Here is a 22204-nt window from a genome sequence, read left to right as displayed (position 1 = left end):
ACCACCGCCGATTAAACGGCGGCAGATTGCTCGACCCCATAACCATCATAAATATGCGGGCGTGCCCATGATTACCCTGAAACTCAACGGTCAAGACCATCCCCTCGATGTCACGGAAGACATGCCGCTGCTCTGGGCTATCCGCGACGTTGCCGGTTACAACGGCACCAAATTCGGCTGCGGCATGGGCCTGTGTGGCGCGTGTACCATCCACATTGACGGTTTGCCGGCGCGCAGTTGCATCACCCCGATCGGCTCGGTGATCGGCCAGAACGTCACCACCATCGACAACCTGCATGCCGACCCGGTCGGGCAGATCGTCCAGCAAGCCTGGCTCGACACAGCCGTCGCGCAGTGCGGTTTCTGTCAGGGTGGGCAGATCATGTCGGCCACCGCGTTGCTCAAGACCCATCCGAACCCAAGCGACGAGCAGATCGAAGAAGCGATGGTCGGCAACATTTGCCGCTGCGGCACCTACAACCGGATCAAAACCGCTATCCGTCAGGCGTCCACGCATTTGAAGGAGGCAAAAGCATGAGCCGTCTGCCGAATGATTTCGCCCTGAGCAATCTCAGCCGCCGGGGTTTTCTCAAAGGCGTCGGCGCCACCGGTGCGCTGGTGCTGGCGGCGAGTTGGGGCTGGCAGGACGCGTTGGCCGACGAGAAGGAAAAGAAATTCGGCGCCGACGGCATGCCCAACGGCTGGATCGATGATCCGAAAGTCTATGTCAGCATTGCCGCTGACGGCACGGTGACGGTGGTGTGCAACCGCTCGGAGATGGGCCAGGGCGTACGCACCAGTCTGACCATGGTCGTTGCCGATGAACTGGACGCCGATTGGGCGCACGTCAAAGTGCAGCAGGCGCCGGGCGATGAAGTACGTTTCGGCAATCAGGACACCGATGGTTCGCGCAGCATGCGCCACTGGTATGAGCCGATGCGTCGTTGCGGCGCTGCGGCCCGTACAATGCTCGAGCAAGCGGCGGCTGCGCAGTGGAAAGTACCGGTCGGTGAATGTCATGCGCAGTTGCATAAAGTCATCCATAAACCGTCCGGTCGTGAACTGGGTTATGGCGAACTGGCCGCTGCCGCCAGTGCATTGGCGGTGCCCGCGCGTGACAGTCTGCGCCTCAAGCAGCCATCGGAATTCCGCTACATCGGCAAGGAAGGCACCAAAGCCATCGATGGCGACGACATCGTCAACGGTCGTGCGGTGTACGGCGCCGACGTGCATTTCGACGGCATGCTGTACGCGACCATCGCGCGCCCGGCAGTTTACGGCGGCAAGGTCAAATCGCTGGATGACAGCGCCGCGCTGAAAGTCCCCGGCGTGCTCAAAGTGATTCAGATTGAAGGTCGCCCACTGCCTTCGGAATTTCAGCCGTTGGGCGGCGTGGCCGTCGTGGCCAGCAATACCTGGGCCGCGATCAAGGGCCGCGAAGCGCTGAAAATCGAGTGGGACGATGGCCCGAATGCTAGTTACGACTCGATTGCCTATCGCAAGGAGCTGGAAGCCGCCGCGCTGAAACCCGGCAAAGTGGTGCGCAACACTGGCGATATCGACAAGGCGTTGAGTGGCGCGGCCAGCACCCTTGAAGCGTCTTACTATCTTCCGCATCTGGCGCAGGCGCCGATGGAACCGATGGTCGCTATCGCCCGTTACAAGGACGGGGTTTGCGAGGCGTGGGCGCCGAGTCAGGCGCCGCAAGTCACCCGTGAGCGCATTGCCGAGCGTCTTGGGCTGCCGTTCGATAACGTCACGTTCAATGTCACCTTGCTTGGCGGTGGTTTCGGTCGCAAGTCGAAACCGGACTTTGTCGTTGAAGCAGCGATTCTCGCCAAAGAGTTTCCCGGCAAAGCCGTGCGCGTGCAGTGGACCCGTGAAGATGACATCCACAACTCGTATTTCCATACCGTGTCCGCCGAATACCTCAAGGCCGGCGTCGGCAAGGACGGCATGCCGTCCGGCTGGTTGCATCGCACCGTCGCGCCGAGCATCACCGCGCTGTTCGCGCCGGGCATGAACCATGAAGCAGCTTTCGAGCTGGGCATGGGTTTTACCAACATGGCTTACGCGATTCCCAATGTGCGTCTGGAAAACCCCGAAGCGACTGTGCATACGCGGGTCGGATGGTATCGCTCGGTGTCGAACATTCCCCACGGTTTCGCCATCCAGAGTTTTGTCGATGAACTGGCGCACAAGGCCGGCGAGGATCCGCTCAAGTACCAGATCAAGCTGCTCGGCCCTGATCGGCAGATTGACCCGCGCACGCTGAGCGAGGAGTGGAACTACGGCGAATCTCCCGAGCGTTATCCGATCGATACCGGACGCATGCGCACCGTGCTGGAAACGGCTGCGAAGGCTGCCGGTTGGGGACGCAAACTGCCCAAGGGCCGTGGTCTGGGCCTCGCTGTGCATTACAGCTTCGTCACCTACGTGGCGGCGGTGATTGAAGTCGAAGTCAAGGACGACGGTTCGTTGATCGTGCACAAGGCTGATATTGCCGTGGATTGCGGGCCGCAGATCAACCCTGAGCGCATTCGCTCGCAGTTCGAGGGCGCTTGTGTGATGGGCCTCGGTAATGCGGTGCTGGGTGAAATCAGCTTCAAGGACGGCAAGGTCCAGCAGGACAACTTCCACATGTACGAAGTGGCGCGCATGTCGCTGGCACCGAAGGAAGTCGCGGTGCATCTGGTGACACCACAGGGCGACGTGCCGTTGGGCGGCGTCGGCGAGCCGGGCGTGCCGCCGATTGCGCCGGCGCTGTGTAACGCGATTTTCGCGGCCACCGGCCAGCGGATTCGCAATCTGCCGGTGCGCTATCAGTTGCAGGGCTGGCAGAAGGCAGGCGCCTGATGGACAGCGTCGATCTCAACGTCCTGCGCAGCGTCCTTGCATGGCGCCGCGCCGGACAGCGAGTGGTGCTGTTCAGCGTGGTGCAGACCTGGGGCACGGCGCCGCGTGCTCCCGGTGCCATGCTCGCCTTGCGTGAGGATGGCGTGGTGATCGGTTCGGTATCGGGCGGCTGCGTCGAGGATGACTTGATCGCCCGTCTGCACGATGGGCGGATCGCCACTGACGGGCCGCCGGTGCAATTGATCACTTACGGCGTTACCCGTGAAGAAGCGGCGCGTTTCGGTTTGCCTTGCGGCGGCACTTTACGGCTGACCGAGGAGCGGGTTGGCGATCCGGCATGGGTTGCCGAATTGCTCGCGCGTTGTGAAGCGCACGAGATCGTTGCCCGTGAGCTGAACATTGAAACCGGTGAAGTGCTGCTGTCGGCGGCGAGCAAGTCCGATTCGCTGGCCTTCGACGGCAAAACCCTGCGAGCCATCTACGGCCCGCGCTGGCGATTGTTGTTGATCGGCGCCGGACAGTTGTCGCGCTACGTCGCAGACATGGCGCGGCTGCTGGATTTCGAAGTGCTGATCTGCGATCCGCGCACCGAATTCGTCTACGGCTGGGAAGAGCATCACGGCCGTTTCGTCCCGGGCATGCCGGACGACGCAGTGTTGAGTATCCAGACCGACGAACGCACAGCGATTGTCGCGCTGACTCACGATCCACGTCTGGATGACATGGCACTGCTGACGGCGCTCGATTCGCCTGCCTTTTATGTTGGCGCGCTCGGTTCGCGGGTCAACAGTCAGAAGCGTCGCGAGAATCTGGCTCAGCTAGGCTTGTCGGTACAGGCGATTGATCGCTTGCACGGGCCGATCGGTTTGCACATCGGCAGTCATTCGCCGGCGGAAATCGCCTTGTCGTTGTTGGCGGAGATCGTCGCGATCAAGAACGGTGTCGAGTTGAAGCAGAAAAAAACACTGGAGGGCGCATGAGTCGATCCATTGCAGTGATTGTGCTGGCGGCGGGTGAGGGCAGCCGCTTTCGCCAGGTGGCGGGTGCGGACAAGGACAAGTTGCTCGCCGATTGCGCTGGGCTGGATGGCGCGGTGCGTTCGGTGATCGAGCAGGTATTGGTGAATTTGCCTTCGAGTCTTGATAAGCGCGTGTTGGTCACGACCGAAGCACGGCCGCAGGCAATGCGCATGGCGCAGGCGTATGGCTGCGATATTGTTTCGATTGAATCGACCGGGATGGGCGACAGCATTGCCGCCGGCGTTGCGGCTTGCCCAGATGCCGATGGCTGGTTGATTGTGCTGGGGGATATGCCGTTTATCTTGCCGTCGAGTATCGAGCGGGTGGTCGAGGCGATTGCTGATGATGCGGTGAGCGTGCCGGTGCAGGCTGGCGAGTTTGGTCATCCTGTGGGGTTTGGGCGTTCGTTTGGCGCGGGGTTGCAGGCGTTGAGCGGTGATCGTGGGGCGAGGCCATTGTTCAAGCAGGGCAGGGTGGTGGAGATTGCCGTCGATGATCCAGGAGTGCTGTGGGATATCGATGTGCCGGAATCTCTGGTATTTCCTCAACCCTGACCCATGCATAGATCCCCTGTAGAAGTGAGCCTGCTCGCGATAGCGGTGGTTCAGATAAATGTGTGTCAACTGACACACCGCTATCGCGAGCAGGCTCACTCCTACAGGGGATAGCGCTAAGGCCTAAATTGCAGGCATAAAAAAAGCCCCGCCTGAATAATCAGGCGGGGCTTTTTAACGGCTTCGGGAATTACACGAGTGGTTTAGGCTCGTGTTCTTTTTCCTCGGCCTCCTGGTGTTGCTCGACCGCGTCCTGAACGGAGCGTGGTGCTTCAGCGATCACCGCGTCAACCACCGCTTCTTCAGCGACCGGGGCAGGAGCTGCCTCGACCACTTCGGCGACCGGAGCAGCAGCGGCAGCCAGTTCGGCTTCCTTCTGCAGACGCTCTTCTTCACGCTTGCGACGACGCACTTCACGCGGATCGTTTGGCGCGCGGCCGCTAGGGGTCAGGGCGCTGACCGGAGCCGGTGCTTCAACCACTGGAGCTGGCGCTTCGGCAACGACAGGTGCTTCGACAACCGGCGCTGGTTCAGCAACGACCACTGGCTCGGCAACTTTGGTCGCTTCAACCACAGGAGCTTCAACCGCAGGCGCTTCAAACACAGGCTTTTCAACAGCCGGTGCTTCAACCACTGGCGCTGGTGTTTCAGCGACAGCCGGCTCGGCAACCCAGTTGAAGGCGGTTTGCTCTTCGCGAACTTCACGCACGGTTTCGGTTACGGTTTCAGCGACGGTTTCAATCACCGGCTCGGCAACCACAACTGGCGCTGGCTCTACCTGAGGCAGGGTTTCCTGAACCGGTGCCACTTCGACTTCCGGAGCAGCAACCACTTCGACTGGAGTCGTCGCTTCAACAACCGGCGCTTCTACTGTAGGAGTTTCCTGAACGGCCGCGGTGGCGCGTTCGGCTTGCTCGTGGGCTTGGGCTTCGGCCGGAGCGCTGATCACGGTGCTGGCAACGGCTGCGGTAACAGCGAGGCCAGCGGCCAGATCGGCAGTGCTAGGCTCTTCAGCGTTTTCGCCGGCTTCGGATTCTTCCGAACCTTCGATCACGTTGCCGTTGGCATCACGCTGACGCTCACGACGGTTGCTGCGACGACGCTGACCGCGCGAACGACGACGTGGGCGATCGCCTTCGGCGTTCTCCGAACCGTCTTCCGGCAGTTGCTCTTCGTTCACGTTCACTTCTTCTTCAGCGACGGCAGCAGCGGCCTGCTCGGCACGCGGTTGACGCTCTTCACGCGGCGGACGCGGTGCGCGCTCTTCGCGTGGCTGACGCGCCGGACGCTCTTCAGCGGTCACGGCAACGGCGGCTGCAGCAGCTGGAACGGCGTCCAGTGGCTCGCGCAGTTCACGCACACGCTCTTCACGCTCGCCGCGAGGCTTGCGATCTTCACGCGGCGCACGTGGTGCACGTTCTTCACGAGGGGCGCGTGGTGCGCGTTCTTCGCGGGCTGCTGGCGCTTCGGTACGAGCTTCGCGTGGCTCACGGGCTTCACGTGGTGCGCGCTCTTCGCGCGGCTCGCGTGGGGCACGTTCTTCACGAGGTGCACGTTCTTCGCGCGGCTTGCGCTCTTCATCGCGGCGACCGTTACGGTTGCGGCTCTGCTGACGACCGTTGCGACGCTCTTCGTTACGGGCCGGACGCTCGGTAGCCGGTTTTTCAACCACGGCCGGAGCAACTGGCTCTTCTTTGGTGGCGAACAGGCTGACCAGCGACTTCACCAGACCTTTGAACAGGCTTGGTTCTGGTGCGGCAACCGGAGCCGGTGCAGCGGCGACTGGTGCGGCGGCTTCGGTCGGAACCGGAGCATTGGCGCGAGCCGGTGCAGTCTTGACTGCGGCTTCCTGGCGAACCAGAGTGCGGGTCGCAGCGGCTGGCTGGACTTCTTCGACTTCGGCAGCGGCAGCAGCGATTTCGTAGCTGGACTGGTTGGTCGCGGCTTCCGGGCTGTCGTCACGCAGGCGCTGAACTTCGAAGTGCGGCGTTTCGAGGTGATCGTTCGGCAGAATGACGATGCGGGCACGGGTGCGCAGTTCGATCTTGGTGATCGAGTTGCGTTTTTCGTTGAGCAGGAACGCAGCGACCGGGATCGGCACTTGTGCGCGAACTTCGGCAGTGCGGTCTTTCAGGGCTTCTTCTTCGATCAGGCGCAGGATCGCCAGCGACAGCGATTCAACGTCACGGATGATGCCGGTGCCGTTGCAACGCGGGCAGACGATGCCGCTGCTTTCGCCCAGGGATGGACGCAGGCGCTGACGGGACATTTCCAGCAGGCCGAAGCGCGAGATGCGGCCGATCTGCACGCGAGCGCGGTCGGCTTCCAGGCATTCGCGGACTTTCTCTTCCACGGCGCGCTGGTTTTTGGCAGGGGTCATGTCGATGAAGTCGATGACGATCAGGCCGCCGATGTCGCGCAGGCGCAACTGACGGGCGATTTCTTCGGCGGCTTCAAGGTTGGTCTGCAGCGCGGTTTCTTCGATGTCGCTGCCTTTGGTGGCACGCGCCGAGTTGATGTCGATGGACACCAGGGCTTCGGTCGGATCGATAACGATGGAACCGCCGGAAGGCAGTTCAACGACGCGCTGGAAAGCGGTCTCGATCTGGCTTTCGATCTGGAAACGGTTGAACAGCGGAACGCTGTCTTCGTACAGCTTGATCTTGCTGGCGTACTGCGGCATCACCTGGCGGATGAAGGTCAGGGCTTCGTCCTGGGCTTCGACGCTGTCGATCAGCACTTCGCCGATGTCCTGGCGCAGGTAATCGCGGATGGCGCGGATGATCACGTTGCTTTCCTGGTAGATCAGGAAAGGCGCGGAGCGATCCAGCGAGGCTTCTTTGATGGCGGTCCACAGTTGCAGCAGGTAATCGAGGTCCCACTGCATTTCTTCGCTGCTGCGGCCCAGGCCGGCAGTGCGCACGATCAGACCCATGTCGGCTGGCGCAACCAGACCGTTCAGCGCTTCACGCAGTTCGTTGCGCTCTTCGCCTTCGATGCGACGGGAGATACCGCCGGCACGCGGGTTGTTCGGCATCAGCACGAGGTAACGACCGGCCAGGCTGATGAAAGTGGTCAGGGCGGCGCCCTTGTTGCCACGTTCTTCTTTTTCGACCTGAACGATGACTTCCTGGCCTTCGCTCAGGACGTCCTTGATGTTGACGCGGCCTTCAGGGGCTTTCTTGAAGTACTCGCGGGAGATTTCTTTGAGGGGCAGGAAGCCGTGGCGCTCGGAGCCGAAATCGACAAAGGCAGCCTCAAGGCTTGGTTCGATGCGAGTGATACGGCCTTTATAGATGTTGGCCTTCTTCTGCTCGCGTGCACCGGATTCGATGTCCAGGTCGTAGAGGCGTTGGCCATCTACCAGTGCAACACGCAACTCTTCGGGTTGAGTTGCGTTAATCAGCATTCTTTTCATGTAGTACCGTCGGTTTCCGGGCTGCCGGAAACGGCGTTCGGCACACACGACTTCTCACGGTCGGTGTCAGGTGCGTCGGGAGTGGTTGGCCATTCCCGTGTCCAGCGATATGCGGCCAATTGGGCCGATATAGCGACGTACGCGTCCTGCTTGCTGTGGCTACTTAAGCACTCAGTCAGGAGGAGGAATCAACCAGCGGCTGTGGACGAGATGAAGCGTCTTGATAAAGCCTATTGCTACACAGTCCGGCGGTTGTGCATCTCCACCCTACACGTATCCCTGATAATTCGGGTGCTGCCGCGCGCAGAATCCGCAGCGGGTTGGCATTTACCGTGAGCTCCGAAAGGGGAAGTCACGCATCATGGCTAATTCAGGCGTTGTTTCCGAAGCATTCGCTCGGGGTCATCTGCAGCTGACTGCACTTTGTGAACTGGCCTTGAATGTGTGCCTGCCAGGCGAGTAAAAACTCTGCTCGGCGGTGTAATTCAGGCCTCATGTCACCTGCGCTTGTTACAACTGCAAACTCCACCGTTACGTAGCGAAAGCCCCGTAGGACGGCCTCGCGTCCTGGTGAATTGCGTTGGTCAGGGCCGGTTTTTGACCGTGGTTCCGCTGTCCAGGCCGCTTTTGGCGGCGTTCGCGACTATAGCAGCAATGATTAAGTGCTTCAATTCCATAAAAATTGTTATCATCCGCGGCATGACAACTACTGCCCCTTCGACTCCAGGCGTTCAATTGCTTGAAGTCTCGCCGGAGTATGCCGGCCAACGAATCGACAACTTTCTCCTCGCCCGGCTCAAAGGCGTGCCCAAGACCTTGATTTACCGCATTTTGCGCAAAGGCGAAGTGCGCGTGAACAAAGGTCGGATCAAGCCCGAATACAAGCTGCAGGCCGGTGATATCGTGCGCGTGCCGCCGGTTCGCGTGCCTGAACGTGACGAGCCGGTGCCACTGGCCCAAGGCCTGTTGCAGCGCCTGGAAGCCTCGATTGTTTTCGAAGACAAAGCCCTGATCGTGATCAACAAGCCCGCCGGCATTGCGGTTCACGGTGGCAGCGGCCTGAATTTCGGCGTGATCGAAGCCTTTCGTCAGTTGCGTCCCGATACCAAAGAGCTGGAGCTGGTGCACCGTCTCGACCGCGACACCTCCGGCCTGCTGATGATCGCCAAAAAGCGCAGCATGCTGCGCCACTTGCACGAGCAATTGCGCGGCGATGGCGTCGACAAGCGCTACATGGCGCTGGTTCGCGGCAACTGGGCGACTTCGATCAAGAAAGTCAGCGCGCCATTGCTCAAGAGCAATCTGCGTTCCGGCGAGCGCATGGTTGAAGTCAACGAAGAAGGCAAAGAAGCCTTGACCCTGTTCAAAGTGCTGCGCCGCTTCGGCGATTTTGCCACCATGGTCGAGGCTAAACCGGTGACCGGTCGTACCCACCAGATTCGCGTGCACACCTTGCATGCTGGTCATTGCATTGCTGGCGACAGCAAGTACGGCGATGAGGATTTCACCAAGGAAATCCGCGATCTGGGCGGCAAGCGCCTGTTCCTGCACGCTTACATGCTGACCGTGCCGCTGCCCGATGGCGGCAAGCTGACCTTGCAGGCGCCGGTCGATGAAATGTGGGCCAAGACCGTGGAGCGATTGAGTGCGCCCATCTGATTACAAGCTGCTGATTTTCGATTGGGACGGCACGCTGGCTGACTCCATTCACCGGATCGTCGAGGCGATGCACTCGGCGTCCGGGCGTTCCGGTTTCGAGTTGCGCGATGATTTTGCCGTCAAGGGCATCATCGGCCTCGGCTTGCCCGAGGCGATTCGCACGCTGTATCCCGAAATCAGCGACGCCGAAATGACCTTGTTTCGCGAGTATTACGCTGATCACTATATCGCCGCTGAGGCCGTGCCTTCGCCGTTGTTCGAAGGCGTAGTCGAGTCGATGGCGTCGTTTCGTGAGCAGGGCTATCACCTGGCTGTCGCCACCGGCAAGAATCGTCGCGGCCTGGATCGGGTGCTCAAGGCCAATGGCTGGGAAGATTATTTCGATATCACTCGCGCCGCCGATGAAACTGCCAGCAAGCCGCACCCTCTGATGCTTGAGCAGATCCTTGCGCATTGCGGCGTGCGCGCCGAGCAGGCGCTGATGGTTGGCGATTCGTCCTTTGATCTGCTGATGGCGCGTAACGCGGGGATGGATTCGGTGGCGGTCAGTTATGGCGCGCAATCGATCGAATCCCTGCAACAGTTCGAGCCGCGGCTGTCGATCGACCGTTTTTCCGAATTGCATGCCTGGCTGGGGCAGCAGGCTTAATACGTTTTTGCTGGGGTGGATGGCATGACCGACGAATGGAAAGCACCGGCCAAGGCAAGTGCCGAGGGCGGTGACGAGAAAAGCTGGAAGCTATTGGAAAAGACCCTCCTCGCGGGCGTCCAGGAGCAGCGTCGTTCGCGGCGTTGGGGGATTTTCTTCAAGCTCTTGACCTTTGTTTATCTGTTCGTGGCATTGATCCTGTTTACGCCGCTGATGGACATGGAAAAGAGCGCCACGCGCGGTCCGAACTACACCGCGCTGATCGACGTCACCGGCATGATCGCCGACAAAGAGCCGGCCAGCGCCGACAACATTGTTGGTAGCTTGCGGGCGGCGTTCGAGGACAAGAAGGTCAAGGGCGTCATTCTGCGCATCAACAGCCCTGGCGGCAGTCCGGTGCAGTCGGGTTACGTCTACGACGAGATCAAGCGCCTGCGCGGCCTGCACCCCGAGATCAAGCTGTATGCGGTGATTTCCGATCTCGGCGCCTCCGGTGCCTATTACATCGCCAGTGCGGCGGATCAGATCTACGCCGACAAGGCGAGTCTGGTCGGTTCGATTGGTGTGACGGCGGCCGGATACGGCTTTGTTGGCACCATGGAGAAGCTGGGTGTTGAGCGCCGCACCTACACCTCGGGCGAGCACAAGTCGTTCCTCGATCCGTTCCAGCCGCAGAAGCCTGAAGAAACGGCGTTCTGGCAGGGCGTGCTCGACACGACGCACAAGCAGTTCATCAACAGCGTCAAGCAGGGGCGTGGCGATCGTCTGAAGGACAAGGATCATCCGGAACTGTTCTCTGGATTGGTCTGGTCGGGCGAGCAGGCGCTGCCGCTGGGCTTGATCGATGGTCTGGGCAATGCCAGTTCGGTCGCGCGTGATGTGATTGGCGAGAAAGAACTGGTCGACTTCACTGTGCAGGAGTCACCGTTCGATCGCTTCTCGAAGAAGCTCGGTGCCAGCGTGGCTGAGCAATTGGCGATGTGGATGGGTTTCCACGGGCCTTCGTTGCGCTGATTCGTTGTAAAGATCAAAAGATCGCAGCCTGCGGCAGCTCCTACAGAGATCGGTGTAGGAGCTGCCGAAGGCTGCGATCTTTTGCTTTAAGGGATCTGCACGCCTTCGATCAGCAGCATGTCGATCAGGCGAATCAGTGGCAAGCCGACCAGGCTGGTGGCGTCAGGGCCTTCCGTGGATTGAAACAGGCTCACGCCGAGCCCTTCCGCCTTGAAGCTGCCAGCACAGTCATATGGCTGCTCGATGCGCAGATAGCGCTCGATGCGCGCCTGGTCGAGCTGGCGCATGTGCACGGTGAACGGCACGCAATCGACCTGGCATTCGCCGGTCTGGCTGTTGAGCAGCGCCAGACCGGTCAGGAATGTCACGCTGGCGCCACTGGCGGCCATCAGTTGTTCGCGAGCCTTCTCGAAGGTATGCGGCTTGCCGATAATCTGTTCGCCGAGGACGGCTACCTGATCCGAGCCGATAATCAGATGAGCGGGATGGCTGTCGGCCAGTGCCCGGGCTTTTTGCTCGGCGAGGCGCTTGACCAGTTCGCTGGCTGACTCGCCCGGGCGATGACTTTCATCGATATCCGGCGAGCTGCAGACGAACGGCAGGTGCAGGCGGGCGAGCAATTCCCGACGATAGGTCGAGCTTGAAGCGAGTAATAAAGGCAGCATTCGCATCTCCTGAGGCAGGTGCGAATTCTAGCGGAGGCACGCAAGTGACGGACAGGGCACAATTTCCTTTGACATGGGTGGGTGCATCCCTATAATGCTGCGCCTATGTTGAATGACCCGATTCCACCTCACGTTGACCCGCGCAAATTGGCTGATCGTGGCACCACCCTTCAAGGTGAATTGCTGCTAGCCGATTTGAAGAGACTCTGCGACCCGCTTTCCGACGATGTCGGTACGGTGCAGGCGAAATTCGTTTTTGAACGAGATGAACGTAAATCTGTGGTAATCCACAGCTTTATCGACACCGAAGTCAAAATGGTTTGCCAGCGTTGTCTTGAGCTGGTCACCCTGCCGATCCACAGCGAATGCAGTTATGCTGTGGTGAAAGAGGGTGCGAATACCCAGTCGTTGCCGAAAGGTTATGACGTGCTGGAACTGGGCGAAGATCCATTGGATCTGCAGTCACTGATCGAGGAGGAGCTTTTGCTCGCCTTGCCCATTGTGCCTGCTCATCATCCGGAAGAATGCCAGCAGCCGGCGGGTCTCGATGAGCCCGAACCGAGCGAGGACGAGTCAACGCGGTCCAACCCGTTCAGTGTATTGGCGCAGTTAAAGCGTGACCCAAACGTTTAGGAGTTAATCAATTATGGCTGTTCAGCAGAACAAAAAATCCCGCTCTGCCCGTGACATGCGCCGTTCGCACGACGCTCTCGAGGCTAGCACCCTGTCTGTAGAAAAAACCACTGGTGAAGTTCACCTGCGTCACCACGTATCGCCAGAAGGCGTATACCGTGGCCGTAAAGTGATCGACAAGGGCGCTGACGAGTAATCACTTGTCCGCTCAAGTCATCGCGATTGACGCAATGGGCGGGGACTTCGGTCCCCGCAGCATTGTTCAGGCGAGCCTCGCTTGTCTGTCTGCTACACCCTCGCTGCACCTGACCCTCGTCGGTCAACCCTCCCTTCTTGAAGATCTGATCCTCGGCCAGTCGGCTGCCGATCGCGCGCGCCTGACGATTGTTGCGGCCAGCGAAGTCATCACCATGGACGAAAAGCCGACCCAGGCCTTGCGTGGCAAGCCGGACTCGTCGATGCGTGTCGCCCTGGAACTGGTGCGTGATGGCAAGGCTCAGGCCTGTGTCAGCGCCGGTAATACCGGTGCGTTGATGGCGCTGTCGCGATTTGTCCTGAAGACGCTGCCCGGCATTGATCGCCCAGCGATGGTGGCCGCGATTCCGACGCAGAAAGGTTTTTGCCAGTTGCTCGATCTGGGCGCCAATGTCGATTGCAGCGCCGAACACTTGCTGCAATTTGCGGTGATGGGCTCGGTGGCAGCGCAGACGCTGGGGATCAATCGTCCGCGCGTTGCGCTGCTGAACATCGGCACCGAAGACATCAAGGGCAATCAGCAGGTCAAACTCGCGGCGACGTTGTTACAGGCTGCTCGCGGTATCAATTACATCGGCTTCATTGAAGGTGATGGCTTGTATCGTGGTGAGGCGGATGTCGTGGTTTGCGACGGTTTTGTCGGCAACATCCTGCTCAAGTCCAGCGAAGGTCTGGCGACGATGATTGCGGCGCGCATCGAGGCCTTGTTCAAAAAGAATTTTGCCTCACGTGCGGTCGGGGCCTTGGCGTTGCCGCTGATGAAGCGCCTGCAAGCTGACCTGGCGCCGGCGCGACATAATGGCGCAAGCTTTCTCGGGTTGCAGGGCATCGTTGTGAAAAGTCACGGTTCGGCCGGGGTTCAGGGCTTTCAGAGCGCGATTCAGCGCGCGCTGATCGAGATCCAGGAGAACTTGCCCGAGCGCCTTCACGGTCGTCTGGAGGATCTGTTGTCTTAGGCGTTTTCGTCGGACAATGCTTAAATGTGACCGCCCGGTTCAAAGGGCCATCCAACTGTCAGTTTCTTGCGTCCCCAAGCGGGGCGTCATTTTCCGACGACAAGATCATTAGGGGCTTGTTACATGTCTGCTTCCCTCGCATTCGTCTTTCCAGGACAGGGTTCGCAGTCCCTCGGCATGCTGGCCGAGCTGGGCGCGGAATATCCGTTGATCCTCGAAACTTTCAAAGAAGCCTCTGCGGCTCTGGGCTATGACCTGTGGGCATTGACCCAGCAGGGCCCGGAAGAGCTGCTCAATCAAACCGATAAAACCCAACCGGCCATTCTGACCGCATCGATCGCCCTGTGGCGTCTGTGGCTGGCGGAAGGTGGTGCGCGTCCGGCATTCGTTGCCGGTCACAGCCTGGGTGAATACAGCGCACTGGTCGCGGCTGGCAGCCTGACACTGGCTGACGCGGTCAAGCTCGTTGAGCGCCGTGGTCAACTGATGCAGGAAGCGGTTCCGGCCGGGCAGGGCGGCATGGCTGCCATCCTCGGTCTGGAAGATGCTGACGTGCTGGCAGCCTGCGCGGAAGCTGCGCAAGGCGAAGTGGTCAGCGCGGTCAACTTCAACTCCCCGGGTCAGGTCGTGATCGCCGGCGCCAAGGCTGCCGTTGAGCGCGCCATCGAAGGCTGCAAGGCGCGTGGTGCCAAGCGCGCCATGCCGCTGCCGGTGAGCGTGCCGTCGCACTGCGAGCTGATGCGTCCGGCTGCCGAGCGTTTTGCCGAATCCATCGCCGCCATCGACTGGCAGGCGCCGCAGATCCCGGTGGTACAGAACGTCAGCGCACAAGTGCCGGCCGATCTGGAAACCCTCAAGCGTGATCTGCTCGAACAACTGTACAAGCCAGTGCGCTGGGTCGAGTCGGTACAGACTCTGGCCGCCAAAGGCGCGACCAGTCTGGTCGAATGCGGCCCGGGCAAAGTCCTGGCCGGTCTGAACAAACGTTGCGCCGAAGGCGTGGCGACTTCCAACCTCAATACCCCAGACGCTTTCGCTGCCACTCGTGCAGCGCAAGCCTGAATCAGGAGAAACTTGCATGAGTCTGCAAGGTAAAGTTGCACTGGTCACCGGTGCAAGCCGCGGCATTGGCCAGGCCATCGCACTGGAACTGGGTCGTCAGGGCGCCATCGTTATCGGCACCGCGACTTCCGCTTCGGGCGCTGAGCGCATTGCTGCGACCCTGAAGGAAAATGGTATTCAGGGCGCAGGTTTCGAACTCAACGTCACCAGCGATGAATCGGTCAGCGCCGTGCTGGCAGGCATCCAGGAGCAGTTTGGTGCGCCAGTGGCGATTCTGGTCAATAATGCCGGCATTACCCGCGACAACCTGATGATGCGCATGAAAGACGACGAGTGGTACGACGTGATCGATACCAACCTGAACAGTCTGTATCGCCTGTCCAAGGGCGTTCTACGTGGCATGACCAAGGCGCGTTGGGGGCGAATTATCAGTATTGGCTCGGTGGTGGGTGCCATGGGCAACGCTGGCCAAGTAAACTATGCAGCCGCCAAGGCCGGTCTGGAAGGTTTCAGCCGTGCAATGGCGCGTGAAGTCGGTTCGCGTTCGATTACGGTCAACTCGGTAACCCCAGGGTTTATCGACACCGATATGACGCGCGAGCTGCCTGAAGCACAGCGTGAAGCCTTGCAGACGCAGATTCCGCTGGGTCGTCTGGGACAAGCTCAAGAGATCGCGTCTGTGGTCGCTTTTCTTGCATCCGACGGTGCGGCATACGTCACTGGGGCTACAATCCCGGTGAACGGTGGGATGTACATGTAAGTAAAATGTGACGGATTGCTTCAAAAAAATGTCATACGAGCTGTCTAAAATCCGTTATAAAGCTGCAATCTATTTATAGGCAGAGGGCCGCAGGGTTTGAGGAGTGAAGCTTTCAGTTGAAAAGCTGAAAAGTCTTTCTATACACTTACCCACTGGCCAGCTGCCTGAATTTGTCCATTAGGAGTGAAAACAAGGTATGAGCACCATCGAAGAGCGCGTCAAGAAAATCGTTGCCGAGCAACTGGGTGTTAAAGAAGAAGAAGTGGTCAACACTGCTTCCTTCGTAGAAGACCTGGGTGCCGACTCCCTTGACACCGTTGAGCTGGTGATGGCTCTGGAAGAGGAATTCGAGACCGAAATCCCTGACGAAGAAGCTGAGAAGATCACTACTGTACAAGCTGCAATCGACTACGTTACTAGCCACCAGGCGTAATAGTTTGTAATCGTTGTTTGCTGTCATGGAAAAACCGCACTGCCATCATGGCGTGCGGTTTTTTCTTTAGGCCTGATGCAAAGTCGTCGTCATTTGAAAAAGGAGAGTGCTGTGTCGCGTAGACGCGTCGTAGTCACCGGTATGGGTATGTTGTCGCCACTGGGCACGGATGTGCCGAGCAGTTGGCAGGGCATTCTGGCTGGCCGCAGTGGCATTGGTCTGATCGAACACACCGACCTTTCTGCCTATTCCACCCGCTTTGGCGGCTCGGTAAAGGGTTTCAATGTCGAGGAATACCTGTCGGTCAAGGAAGCGCGCAAGCTCGACCTGTTCATTCAGTACGGTCTCGCTGCCGGCTTTCAGGCCGTGCGCAATGCAGGGCTCGAAGTCACCGACGCCAACCGTGAACGCATTGGCGTGGCCATGGGTTCGGGTATCGGCGGTCTGACCAACATCGAAGAAACCAGCCGTACTCTGCATGAGACGGGCCCGCGTCGAATCTCGCCATTCTTCGTGCCAGGCTCGATCATCAATATGATTTCCGGTTTCCTGTCCATCCATCTGGGCGCACAGGGACCTAACTACGCCATCGCCACTGCATGCACCACCGGTACGCACTGCATCGGCATGGCGGCGCGCAACATCATGTACGACGAAGCCGACGTGATGATTGCCGGTGGTGCTGAAATGGCCGCTTGCGGTCTGGGCATGGGCGGCTTCGGCGCGTCCCGTGCGCTGTCGACGCGCAACGATGAGCCGACTCGCGCCAGCCGTCCATGGGACAAGGGCCGTGACGGTTTCGTGCTGTCCGACGGTGCCGGTGCACTGGTTCTTGAAGAACTGGAACATGCCAAGGCACGCGGTGCGACCATTTATGCCGAACTGATCGGTTTCGGCACCAGCGGCGATGCGTTCCACATGACCTCGCCACCGGCCGACGGCGCCGGTGCAGCGCGCTGCATCACCAACGCCCTGCGCGATGCGAAGATCAACGTCGATCAAGTGCAGTACATCAATGCCCACGGTACCTCGACCCCGGCCGGCGACCTTGCCGAAGCCAATGCGATCAAGTCGGTGTTCGGTGAACACGCCTACAAACTGGCAGTCAGCTCGACCAAGTCGATGACCGGTCACCTGCTGGGCGCGGCGGGCGCGGTGGAAGCAATCTTCAGCGTGCTGGCGATCAACAGCCAGGTGGCGCCACCGACCATCAACCTCGAAGAGCCGGACGAAGGCTGCGATCTCGATTTTGTGCCGCACACCGCGCGCAACATGGACATCGATGTCGTGCTGTCCAACTCCTTCGGTTTTGGCGGCACCAACGGCACCCTGGCGTTCCGTCGGTTCGCAGGCTGATGGACTGCTGGGTCGACGGTCAACCGGCTGACAGTCTGTCGCTGAAAGATCGCGGCCTGGCTTACGGCGATGGTCTGTTCGAGACCATCGCTGTGCGCAATGGTCAGCCGATCCTGCTGGATCGACACCTGAGGCGATTGGCCGATGGTTGTTCACGTCTGGCCATCGCGGCCGATATCGAGCTGATTCGCCAAGAGCTGCTGAGTTATGCGGCAGCGATGGGCGAGGGCGTGCTCAAGCTTATCCTCACCCGTGGCGACGGCTTGCGCGGTTATGCGCCCGACCCTGCCGCACCGGGTCGACGCATTCTGCAAGGCAATCCTCCTGCTGCTTATCCTGCTGTTCATGCCGAGCAGGGCGTGCGCCTGTTCCCGTGCAGCACGCGACTGGCCAAACAGCCGTTACTCGCCGGACTCAAACACCTCAATCGCCTTGAACAGGTGCTCGCCCGCGCCGAATGGCAGGACAGCGAGCACGCCGAAGGCTTGATGCTCGATCAGGCCGGTCGAGTCATCGAAGGAGTGTTCAGCAATGTGTTTCTGGTGCGCGACGGTGTGTTGATCACGCCGGACTTGAAGCGCTGCGGCGTTGCCGGCGTGATGCGTGCCGAAATATTGTTTCAGGCCGAGTCTTTGGCCATCCCCACGCAAATCGCCGACATCAGCCTCGAACAGCTGCAATGGGCCGATGAAGTGTTTCTCTGCAACAGCGTTTATGGCGTCTGGCCGGTACGCGCCTACGCTGCACTGAGCTGGCCGGTTGGCCCGCTCACCCGTAAACTGCAAACCATTGCCCGCGCCCTACTGGATGCCTGATTAGTGAGACGTAAACTTTTGCTGCTGCTGCTGGAAACCGGACTGGTTCTGGCAGGGCTGTTGCTGGGCGCCAGCGCCTGGATGATTCACTCCGCGCTGGAACAGCCCCTGAACATCACGCAGGAAGAACTGCTGGATGTGCCGAAAGGCTCGACACCGACCCGTACTTTTCTTGGACTCGAAACCGATGGTGTCATCAAGGACGCGTTCTGGTTGCGGGTCTATTGGCGCTTCAATCTCGCGGGTACACCGATCCACAGCGGCGAATACCGCATGCAGCCGGGCATGACCGTCAACGGTCTGATCGACTCGTGGAAACGTGGCGACGTGGTTCAGTACAGCCTGACCCTGGTGGAAGGCTGGAACTTCCATCAAGTGCGCGCCGCATTGGCCAAGGACGAGAAAATCGAACAGACCCTGAACGGTTTGAGCGACAGCGACGTCATGGCGAAGATTGGTCATAAAGGTCTGTTCCCGGAAGGCCGTTTCTTCCCCGATACCTACCGTTTCGTGCGTGGCATGTCTGATGCCGAGTTGCTGAAGAAAGCCTTTGATCGCCTCGACGAAGTCCTGGCGAAAGAGTGGGCAAGCCGTTCTGCCGATGTGCCGTACACCGAGCCTTATCAAGCGCTGATCATGGCCTCGCTGGTCGAGAAAGAGACCGGCGTACCCCAGGAGCGCGGGCAGATTGCTGGCGTCTTCGTGCGTCGAATGGCCTTGGGCATGCAGTTGCAGACCGATCCGACAGTCATCTATGGCCTGGGCGATCGCTACACCGGCAAGTTGACCCGTGCGCACTTGAAAGAGCCGACGGCGTATAACACGTATGTGATTCCCGGCCTGCCGCCGACACCGATTGCGATGGTCGGGCGTGAAGCGATTCATGCGGCGCTGAATCCGGTCGAAGGTACCAGCCTGTATTTCGTTGCCCGTGGCGACGGCAGCCATGTCTTCTCTGATGATCTGGATGCGCATAACAATGCGGTGCGTGAGTATCAGCTCAAGCGCCGCGCGGATTACCGTTCCAGCCCGGCGCCTGCATTGACGCCTGAAGCGGCCCCGGCGACGGAAGAAGCGCTTCCAGGTGCATCACCGGATACGGCGCCGGAAGCGTTGCCGCAGGTTCCAGCTCAGGAGCCTGCGCCGACCCCGGCACCGGAAGCCGCCGCCCCACAAAACACGCAATGACTTTGATTAAGGACTGCCTGTGACTGGCTTGTTTATTACGCTGGAAGGCCCGGAAGGCGCCGGCAAAAGCACCAACCGCGAATACCTCGCCGAGCGCCTGCGCGCCGCCGGTATCGAGGTGGTGTTGACCCGTGAGCCCGGCGGTACGCCACTGGCCGAGCGAATTCGCGAGGTGTTGTTGGCGCCAGCTGACGAAGTCATGACCCCGGATGCCGAATTGCTGCTGGTATTCGCCGCACGCGCCCAGCACCTGGCCGAGGTGATCCGCCCGGCACTGGTGCGTGGCGCAGTGGTGCTGTGCGATCGCTTCACCGATTCGACTTACGCCTATCAGGGCGGTGGTCGCGGCTTGTCGCTGGAGCGCATCGCCACGCTGGAAACCTTTGTGCAAGGCGATCTGCGCCCGGACCTGACGCTGATTTTCGATCTGCCGGTGGAAATCGGCCTGGCCCGCGCCAGTGCCCGTGGTCGTCTGGATCGTTTCGAGCTGGAAGGCCGGGCGTTTTTCGAGGCAGTGCGCAATGCGTTTCTCAAACGCGCTGAAGCCGATCCTGCGCGCTATGTGCGCATTGACGCCGGTCAGCCGTTGGCCAAGGTACAGCAATCGCTGGATACCCTGATTCCGAATCTGCTGGAGCTGGCCCGTGGCTGAGGCCTATCCATGGCAGGACAGTCTCTGGCAGCAACTGGCCGGGCGTAAGCAGCACGCGCACGCCTATCTGCTGCACGGCCCGGCAGGCATCGGCAAGCGTGCGCTGGCCGAACGTTTGATGGCGAGCCTGCTTTGCCAGCGGCCGACGCCGGAAGCCTGCGGCGAGTGCAAATCCTGCCTGCTGCTCAAGGCTGGCAGTCACCCTGACAATTACATCCTCGAACCGGAAGAAGCCGACAAGGCCATCAAGGTCGATCAGGTGCGTGATCTGGTCAGCTTCGTGGTGCAGACCGCGCAACTGGGCGGGCGCAAAGTGGTGCTGATCGAGCCGGTCGAGTCGATGAATATCAACGCCGCCAACGCCTTGCTGAAAAGCCTTGAAGAGCCGTCCGGCGATACGGTTTTGCTGTTGGTCAGCCATCAGACCAGCCGTTTGCTGCCGACGATCAAGAGCCGCTGCGTACAGCAGGCCTGTCCGTTGCCGGGCGAGGCGATGAGCTTGCAATGGCTGGCTCAGGCTTTGCCGGATTGCTCCGAAGACGAACGTGTCGAACTGCTGACGCTGGCCGCCGGATCGCCGCTGATGGCGGTCAGTCTGCAGTCGCAGGGTGTGCGCGAACAGCGCGCGCAAGTGGTCGAGGGCGTGAAGAAGTTGCTCAAGCAACAGCAATCGCCGACACAACTGGCCGAAGAATGGAAAAGCATTCCGATGCTGCGGCTGTTCGACTGGTTCTGTGATTGGTCGAGCCTGATCCTGCGCTATCAATTGACGCAGGATGAAGCGGGTCTCGGTGTGACCGATATGCGTAAAGTCGTGCAGTATCTGGCGCAGAAAAGCGCGCAGGGCAAAGTTCTCGAGATTCAGGACTGGATTCTCGCCCAGCGCCAGAAAGTCATGAGCAAGGCCAACCTCAATCCGGCACTGTTGCTTGAAGCATTGTTGGTGCAATGGGCGGGATTGCCTGGTCAAAGATAAGAATGTGTACCTAGACTCTGAGCATCAGCAGTGGAGGTCAACATGAATGAATCTGTCAGCCCGGGCCCGCGCAACGGCATTTTGTCTCTGACCATCAAGGACAAGTCGGTGCTTTACGCCGCTTACATGCCGTTCATCAAGAACGGTGGCTTGTTCATCCCGACCAACAAGAGCTACAGGTTGGGCGACGAGGTGTTCATGCTGCTCAATCTGATGGACGAGGCCGAGAAAATTCCGGTTGCCGGCAAAGTCACCTGGATCACTCCCAAAGGTGCACAAGGTAACCGCGCCGCCGGTGTCGGCGTGCAGTTCAACGATGGCGACAATACCGCGCGCAGTCGCATCGAAACCCATCTGGCCGGAGCGCTTAAATCCGACCGTCCCACTCATACGATGTAAGTAGCCGTCCTTTTTATGCTCGTAGATTCCCATTGTCACCTTGATCGCCTCGACCTCGCTGCCCATGACGGCTCGCTGGATGCCGCACTTGATGCGGCACGCGAGCGCGGAGTAGGGCACTTTCTGTGCATCGGTGTGAGTGCCGATAACGCCGCCGACGTCAAAGCGCTGGCTGAGCGTTACGACGACGTTGATTGTTCGGTTGGCGTGCATCCGCTGGATGTACAGCCGGGCGCGGCGCCTGCGCTGGACTGGTTGCTGCACGAACTTAATCACCCGAAAGTGGTGGCGATCGGCGAAACCGGTCTGGATTATCACTACGAGCCGGAAGCCGCCGAATTGCAGCAGGAGTCTTTCCGCCTGCACTTGCAAGCCGCGCAGCAGACCGGCAAACCGGTGATCATCCATACCCGTGGCGCTCGCGCCGATACCCTTGAACTGTTGCGCGAAGCGGCGTTGCCCCAGGCCGGTGTGCTGCATTGCTTCACCGAAGACTGGGACATGGCCAAGGCTGCGCTGGACATGGGCTATTACATTTCCTTGTCGGGTATCGTCACGTTCCGCAATGCCGATGCGTTGCGTGATGTTGCGAGCAAAGTCCCGGCGGATCGCCTGCTGGTGGAAACCGACTCGCCGTATCTGGCGCCGATTCCTTATCGCGGCAAGCCGAACCTGCCGCAATACGTGCGTGAAGTGGCGGAATTCCTGGCGATGTTGCGCGGTGAGAACTACGAGCGCTTTGCCGAACAGACCACCGAGAACTTCAAGCGCCTGTTCCCGCTGGCCTCCGTTAAATCGGCCGCGTAGGAGCTGCCGAAGGCTGCGATCTTTTGATCTTGATTTTGACAGGCAAAGGCCACAGATCGAAGCCTGCGGCAGCCCTTA

General features: G+C 60.0%; 22 protein-coding genes. 20 read left to right on the top strand and 2 right to left on the bottom strand.

Features of this window, described 5'->3' with window-relative positions:
• Positions 1 to 67: 67 nt before the first annotated feature.
• From AK821_RS21680 to AK821_RS21665, 4 genes are read left to right on the top strand one after another with little or no spacing between them, the layout of a single operon-like run.
• Positions 68 to 538, top strand: a complete 471-nt coding sequence (locus AK821_RS21680) for a (2Fe-2S)-binding protein (protein ID WP_064391517.1) — start codon at positions 68 to 70, stop codon at positions 536 to 538.
• Positions 535 to 2856, top strand: a complete 2322-nt coding sequence (locus AK821_RS21675) for a xanthine dehydrogenase family protein molybdopterin-binding subunit (protein WP_064391516.1) — start codon at positions 535 to 537, stop codon at positions 2854 to 2856. Before AK821_RS21680 ends, AK821_RS21675 begins: the two co-directional genes overlap by 4 nt.
• On the top strand, positions 2856 to 3836 hold the full coding sequence (locus AK821_RS21670; RefSeq protein ID WP_064391515.1) for an XdhC family protein: 981 nt from the start codon (positions 2856 to 2858) through the stop codon (positions 3834 to 3836). Before AK821_RS21675 ends, AK821_RS21670 begins: the two co-directional genes overlap by 1 nt.
• Entirely contained in the window at positions 3833 to 4429 is a 597-nt protein-coding gene (locus AK821_RS21665; RefSeq protein WP_064391514.1) for a nucleotidyltransferase family protein, read from the top strand. The genes AK821_RS21670 and AK821_RS21665 overlap by 4 nt, the downstream gene beginning before the upstream one ends.
• A gap of 190 nt (positions 4430 to 4619) precedes the next feature.
• Here AK821_RS21665 and rne read toward each other — a convergent pair whose 3' ends face one another.
• Positions 4620 to 7847, bottom strand: coding sequence for a ribonuclease E (gene rne, locus AK821_RS21660; protein ID WP_064391513.1), 3228 nt, complete (start codon positions 7845 to 7847; stop codon positions 4620 to 4622).
• Between the two features lie 699 nt (positions 7848 to 8546).
• Here rne and rluC point away from each other — a divergent pair.
• From rluC to AK821_RS21645, 3 genes are read left to right on the top strand one after another with little or no spacing between them, the layout of a single operon-like run.
• On the top strand, positions 8547 to 9506 hold the full coding sequence (rluC, locus tag AK821_RS21655; protein WP_064391512.1) for a 23S rRNA pseudouridine(955/2504/2580) synthase RluC: 960 nt from the start codon (positions 8547 to 8549) through the stop codon (positions 9504 to 9506).
• Entirely contained in the window at positions 9493 to 10155 is a 663-nt protein-coding gene (locus AK821_RS21650) for an HAD-IA family hydrolase (protein ID WP_064391511.1), read from the top strand. Before rluC ends, AK821_RS21650 begins: the two co-directional genes overlap by 14 nt.
• A 24-nt stretch (positions 10156 to 10179) precedes the next feature.
• A complete protein-coding gene (locus tag AK821_RS21645) occupies positions 10180 to 11169 on the top strand; it encodes a S49 family peptidase (protein WP_064391510.1) in 990 nt (329 codons plus the stop codon).
• Between the two features lie 86 nt (positions 11170 to 11255).
• Here the strand turns inward: AK821_RS21645 and AK821_RS21640 are convergent, their stop codons facing one another.
• Entirely contained in the window at positions 11256 to 11834 is a 579-nt protein-coding gene (locus AK821_RS21640; RefSeq protein WP_064391509.1) for a Maf family protein, read from the bottom strand.
• A gap of 105 nt (positions 11835 to 11939) precedes the next feature.
• Between AK821_RS21640 and AK821_RS21635 the strand changes: the two genes are divergently transcribed.
• The 13 genes from AK821_RS21635 to AK821_RS21575 all read left to right on the top strand — a co-directional run bounded on the left by AK821_RS21635 (position 11940) and on the right by AK821_RS21575 (position 22126).
• A complete protein-coding gene (locus tag AK821_RS21635) occupies positions 11940 to 12467 on the top strand; it encodes a YceD family protein (protein WP_008086273.1) in 528 nt (175 codons plus the stop codon).
• 13 nt (positions 12468 to 12480) lie between these two features.
• Positions 12481 to 12663, top strand: coding sequence for a 50S ribosomal protein L32 (gene rpmF / locus AK821_RS21630; protein ID WP_003179396.1), 183 nt, complete (start codon positions 12481 to 12483; stop codon positions 12661 to 12663).
• Positions 12664 to 12667: 4 nt separating this feature from the next.
• A complete protein-coding gene (gene plsX / locus AK821_RS21625) occupies positions 12668 to 13678 on the top strand; it encodes a phosphate acyltransferase PlsX (protein WP_082355480.1) in 1011 nt (336 codons plus the stop codon).
• A gap of 123 nt (positions 13679 to 13801) precedes the next feature.
• Positions 13802 to 14740: an ACP S-malonyltransferase gene (fabD, locus tag AK821_RS21620; RefSeq protein ID WP_064391508.1), complete on the top strand. Its 939-nt coding sequence runs from the start codon at positions 13802 to 13804 to the stop codon at positions 14738 to 14740.
• 16 nt (positions 14741 to 14756) lie between these two features.
• Positions 14757 to 15500 carry a 3-oxoacyl-ACP reductase FabG gene (gene fabG, locus AK821_RS21615; protein WP_034155354.1) on the top strand — a complete coding sequence of 248 codons (744 nt, stop codon included), beginning with the start codon at positions 14757 to 14759 and terminating at the stop codon, positions 15498 to 15500.
• 196 nt (positions 15501 to 15696) lie between these two features.
• Positions 15697 to 15933 carry an acyl carrier protein gene (acpP, locus tag AK821_RS21610; RefSeq protein ID WP_003175607.1) on the top strand — a complete coding sequence of 79 codons (237 nt, stop codon included), beginning with the start codon at positions 15697 to 15699 and terminating at the stop codon, positions 15931 to 15933.
• Between the two features lie 111 nt (positions 15934 to 16044).
• Entirely contained in the window at positions 16045 to 17289 is a 1245-nt protein-coding gene (fabF, locus tag AK821_RS21605) for a beta-ketoacyl-ACP synthase II (protein WP_064391507.1), read from the top strand.
• On the top strand, positions 17289 to 18104 hold the full coding sequence (pabC, locus tag AK821_RS21600; protein ID WP_064391506.1) for an aminodeoxychorismate lyase: 816 nt from the start codon (positions 17289 to 17291) through the stop codon (positions 18102 to 18104). The genes fabF and pabC overlap by 1 nt, the downstream gene beginning before the upstream one ends.
• A 3-nt stretch (positions 18105 to 18107) precedes the next feature.
• Positions 18108 to 19292: an endolytic transglycosylase MltG gene (gene mltG, locus AK821_RS21595; protein WP_064391505.1), complete on the top strand. Its 1185-nt coding sequence runs from the start codon at positions 18108 to 18110 to the stop codon at positions 19290 to 19292.
• A gap of 19 nt (positions 19293 to 19311) precedes the next feature.
• Complete coding sequence (gene tmk / locus AK821_RS21590) at positions 19312 to 19944, top strand: dTMP kinase (RefSeq protein ID WP_064391504.1); 633 nt, start codon at positions 19312 to 19314, stop codon at positions 19942 to 19944.
• A complete protein-coding gene (locus AK821_RS21585) occupies positions 19937 to 20920 on the top strand; it encodes a DNA polymerase III subunit delta' (protein WP_064391503.1) in 984 nt (327 codons plus the stop codon). The genes tmk and AK821_RS21585 overlap by 8 nt, the downstream gene beginning before the upstream one ends.
• 42 nt (positions 20921 to 20962) lie before the next feature.
• On the top strand, positions 20963 to 21319 hold the full coding sequence (locus tag AK821_RS21580; RefSeq protein WP_064391502.1) for a PilZ domain-containing protein: 357 nt from the start codon (positions 20963 to 20965) through the stop codon (positions 21317 to 21319).
• 15 nt (positions 21320 to 21334) lie between these two features.
• Positions 21335 to 22126, top strand: a complete 792-nt coding sequence (locus AK821_RS21575; RefSeq protein ID WP_064391501.1) for a TatD family hydrolase — start codon at positions 21335 to 21337, stop codon at positions 22124 to 22126.
• The last annotated feature ends 78 nt before the right edge of the window (positions 22127 to 22204 follow it).

It is taken from the genome of Pseudomonas sp. RIT-PI-r (assembly GCF_001297015.1).
Taxonomy (GTDB): Bacteria; Pseudomonadota; Gammaproteobacteria; order Pseudomonadales; family Pseudomonadaceae; genus Aquipseudomonas.
This window is presented reverse-complemented; position numbering and strand designations above follow the sequence as displayed.

Coding starts and splice junctions, on each gene's coding strand:
- AK821_RS21645 (WP_064391510.1), top strand. CDS start 10,180: ATGACCGACGAATGGAAAGCACCGGCCAAGGCAAGTGCCGAGGGCGGT.
- AK821_RS21680 (WP_064391517.1), top strand. CDS start 68: ATGATTACCCTGAAACTCAACGGTCAAGACCATCCCCTCGATGTCACG.
- AK821_RS21675 (WP_064391516.1), top strand. CDS start 535: ATGAGCCGTCTGCCGAATGATTTCGCCCTGAGCAATCTCAGCCGCCGG.
- fabD (WP_064391508.1), top strand. CDS start 13,802: ATGTCTGCTTCCCTCGCATTCGTCTTTCCAGGACAGGGTTCGCAGTCC.
- AK821_RS21635 (WP_008086273.1), top strand. CDS start 11,940: ATGTTGAATGACCCGATTCCACCTCACGTTGACCCGCGCAAATTGGCT.
- AK821_RS21665 (WP_064391514.1), top strand. CDS start 3,833: ATGAGTCGATCCATTGCAGTGATTGTGCTGGCGGCGGGTGAGGGCAGC.
- rpmF (WP_003179396.1), top strand. CDS start 12,481: ATGGCTGTTCAGCAGAACAAAAAATCCCGCTCTGCCCGTGACATGCGC.
- fabG (WP_034155354.1), top strand. CDS start 14,757: ATGAGTCTGCAAGGTAAAGTTGCACTGGTCACCGGTGCAAGCCGCGGC.
- AK821_RS21670 (WP_064391515.1), top strand. CDS start 2,856: ATGGACAGCGTCGATCTCAACGTCCTGCGCAGCGTCCTTGCATGGCGC.
- AK821_RS21580 (WP_064391502.1), top strand. CDS start 20,963: ATGAATGAATCTGTCAGCCCGGGCCCGCGCAACGGCATTTTGTCTCTG.
- rne (WP_064391513.1), bottom strand. CDS start 7,847: ATGAAAAGAATGCTGATTAACGCAACTCAACCCGAAGAGTTGCGTGTT.
- AK821_RS21575 (WP_064391501.1), top strand. CDS start 21,335: ATGCTCGTAGATTCCCATTGTCACCTTGATCGCCTCGACCTCGCTGCC.
- pabC (WP_064391506.1), top strand. CDS start 17,289: ATGGACTGCTGGGTCGACGGTCAACCGGCTGACAGTCTGTCGCTGAAA.
- acpP (WP_003175607.1), top strand. CDS start 15,697: ATGAGCACCATCGAAGAGCGCGTCAAGAAAATCGTTGCCGAGCAACTG.
- AK821_RS21640 (WP_064391509.1), bottom strand. CDS start 11,834: ATGCTGCCTTTATTACTCGCTTCAAGCTCGACCTATCGTCGGGAATTG.
- rluC (WP_064391512.1), top strand. CDS start 8,547: ATGACAACTACTGCCCCTTCGACTCCAGGCGTTCAATTGCTTGAAGTC.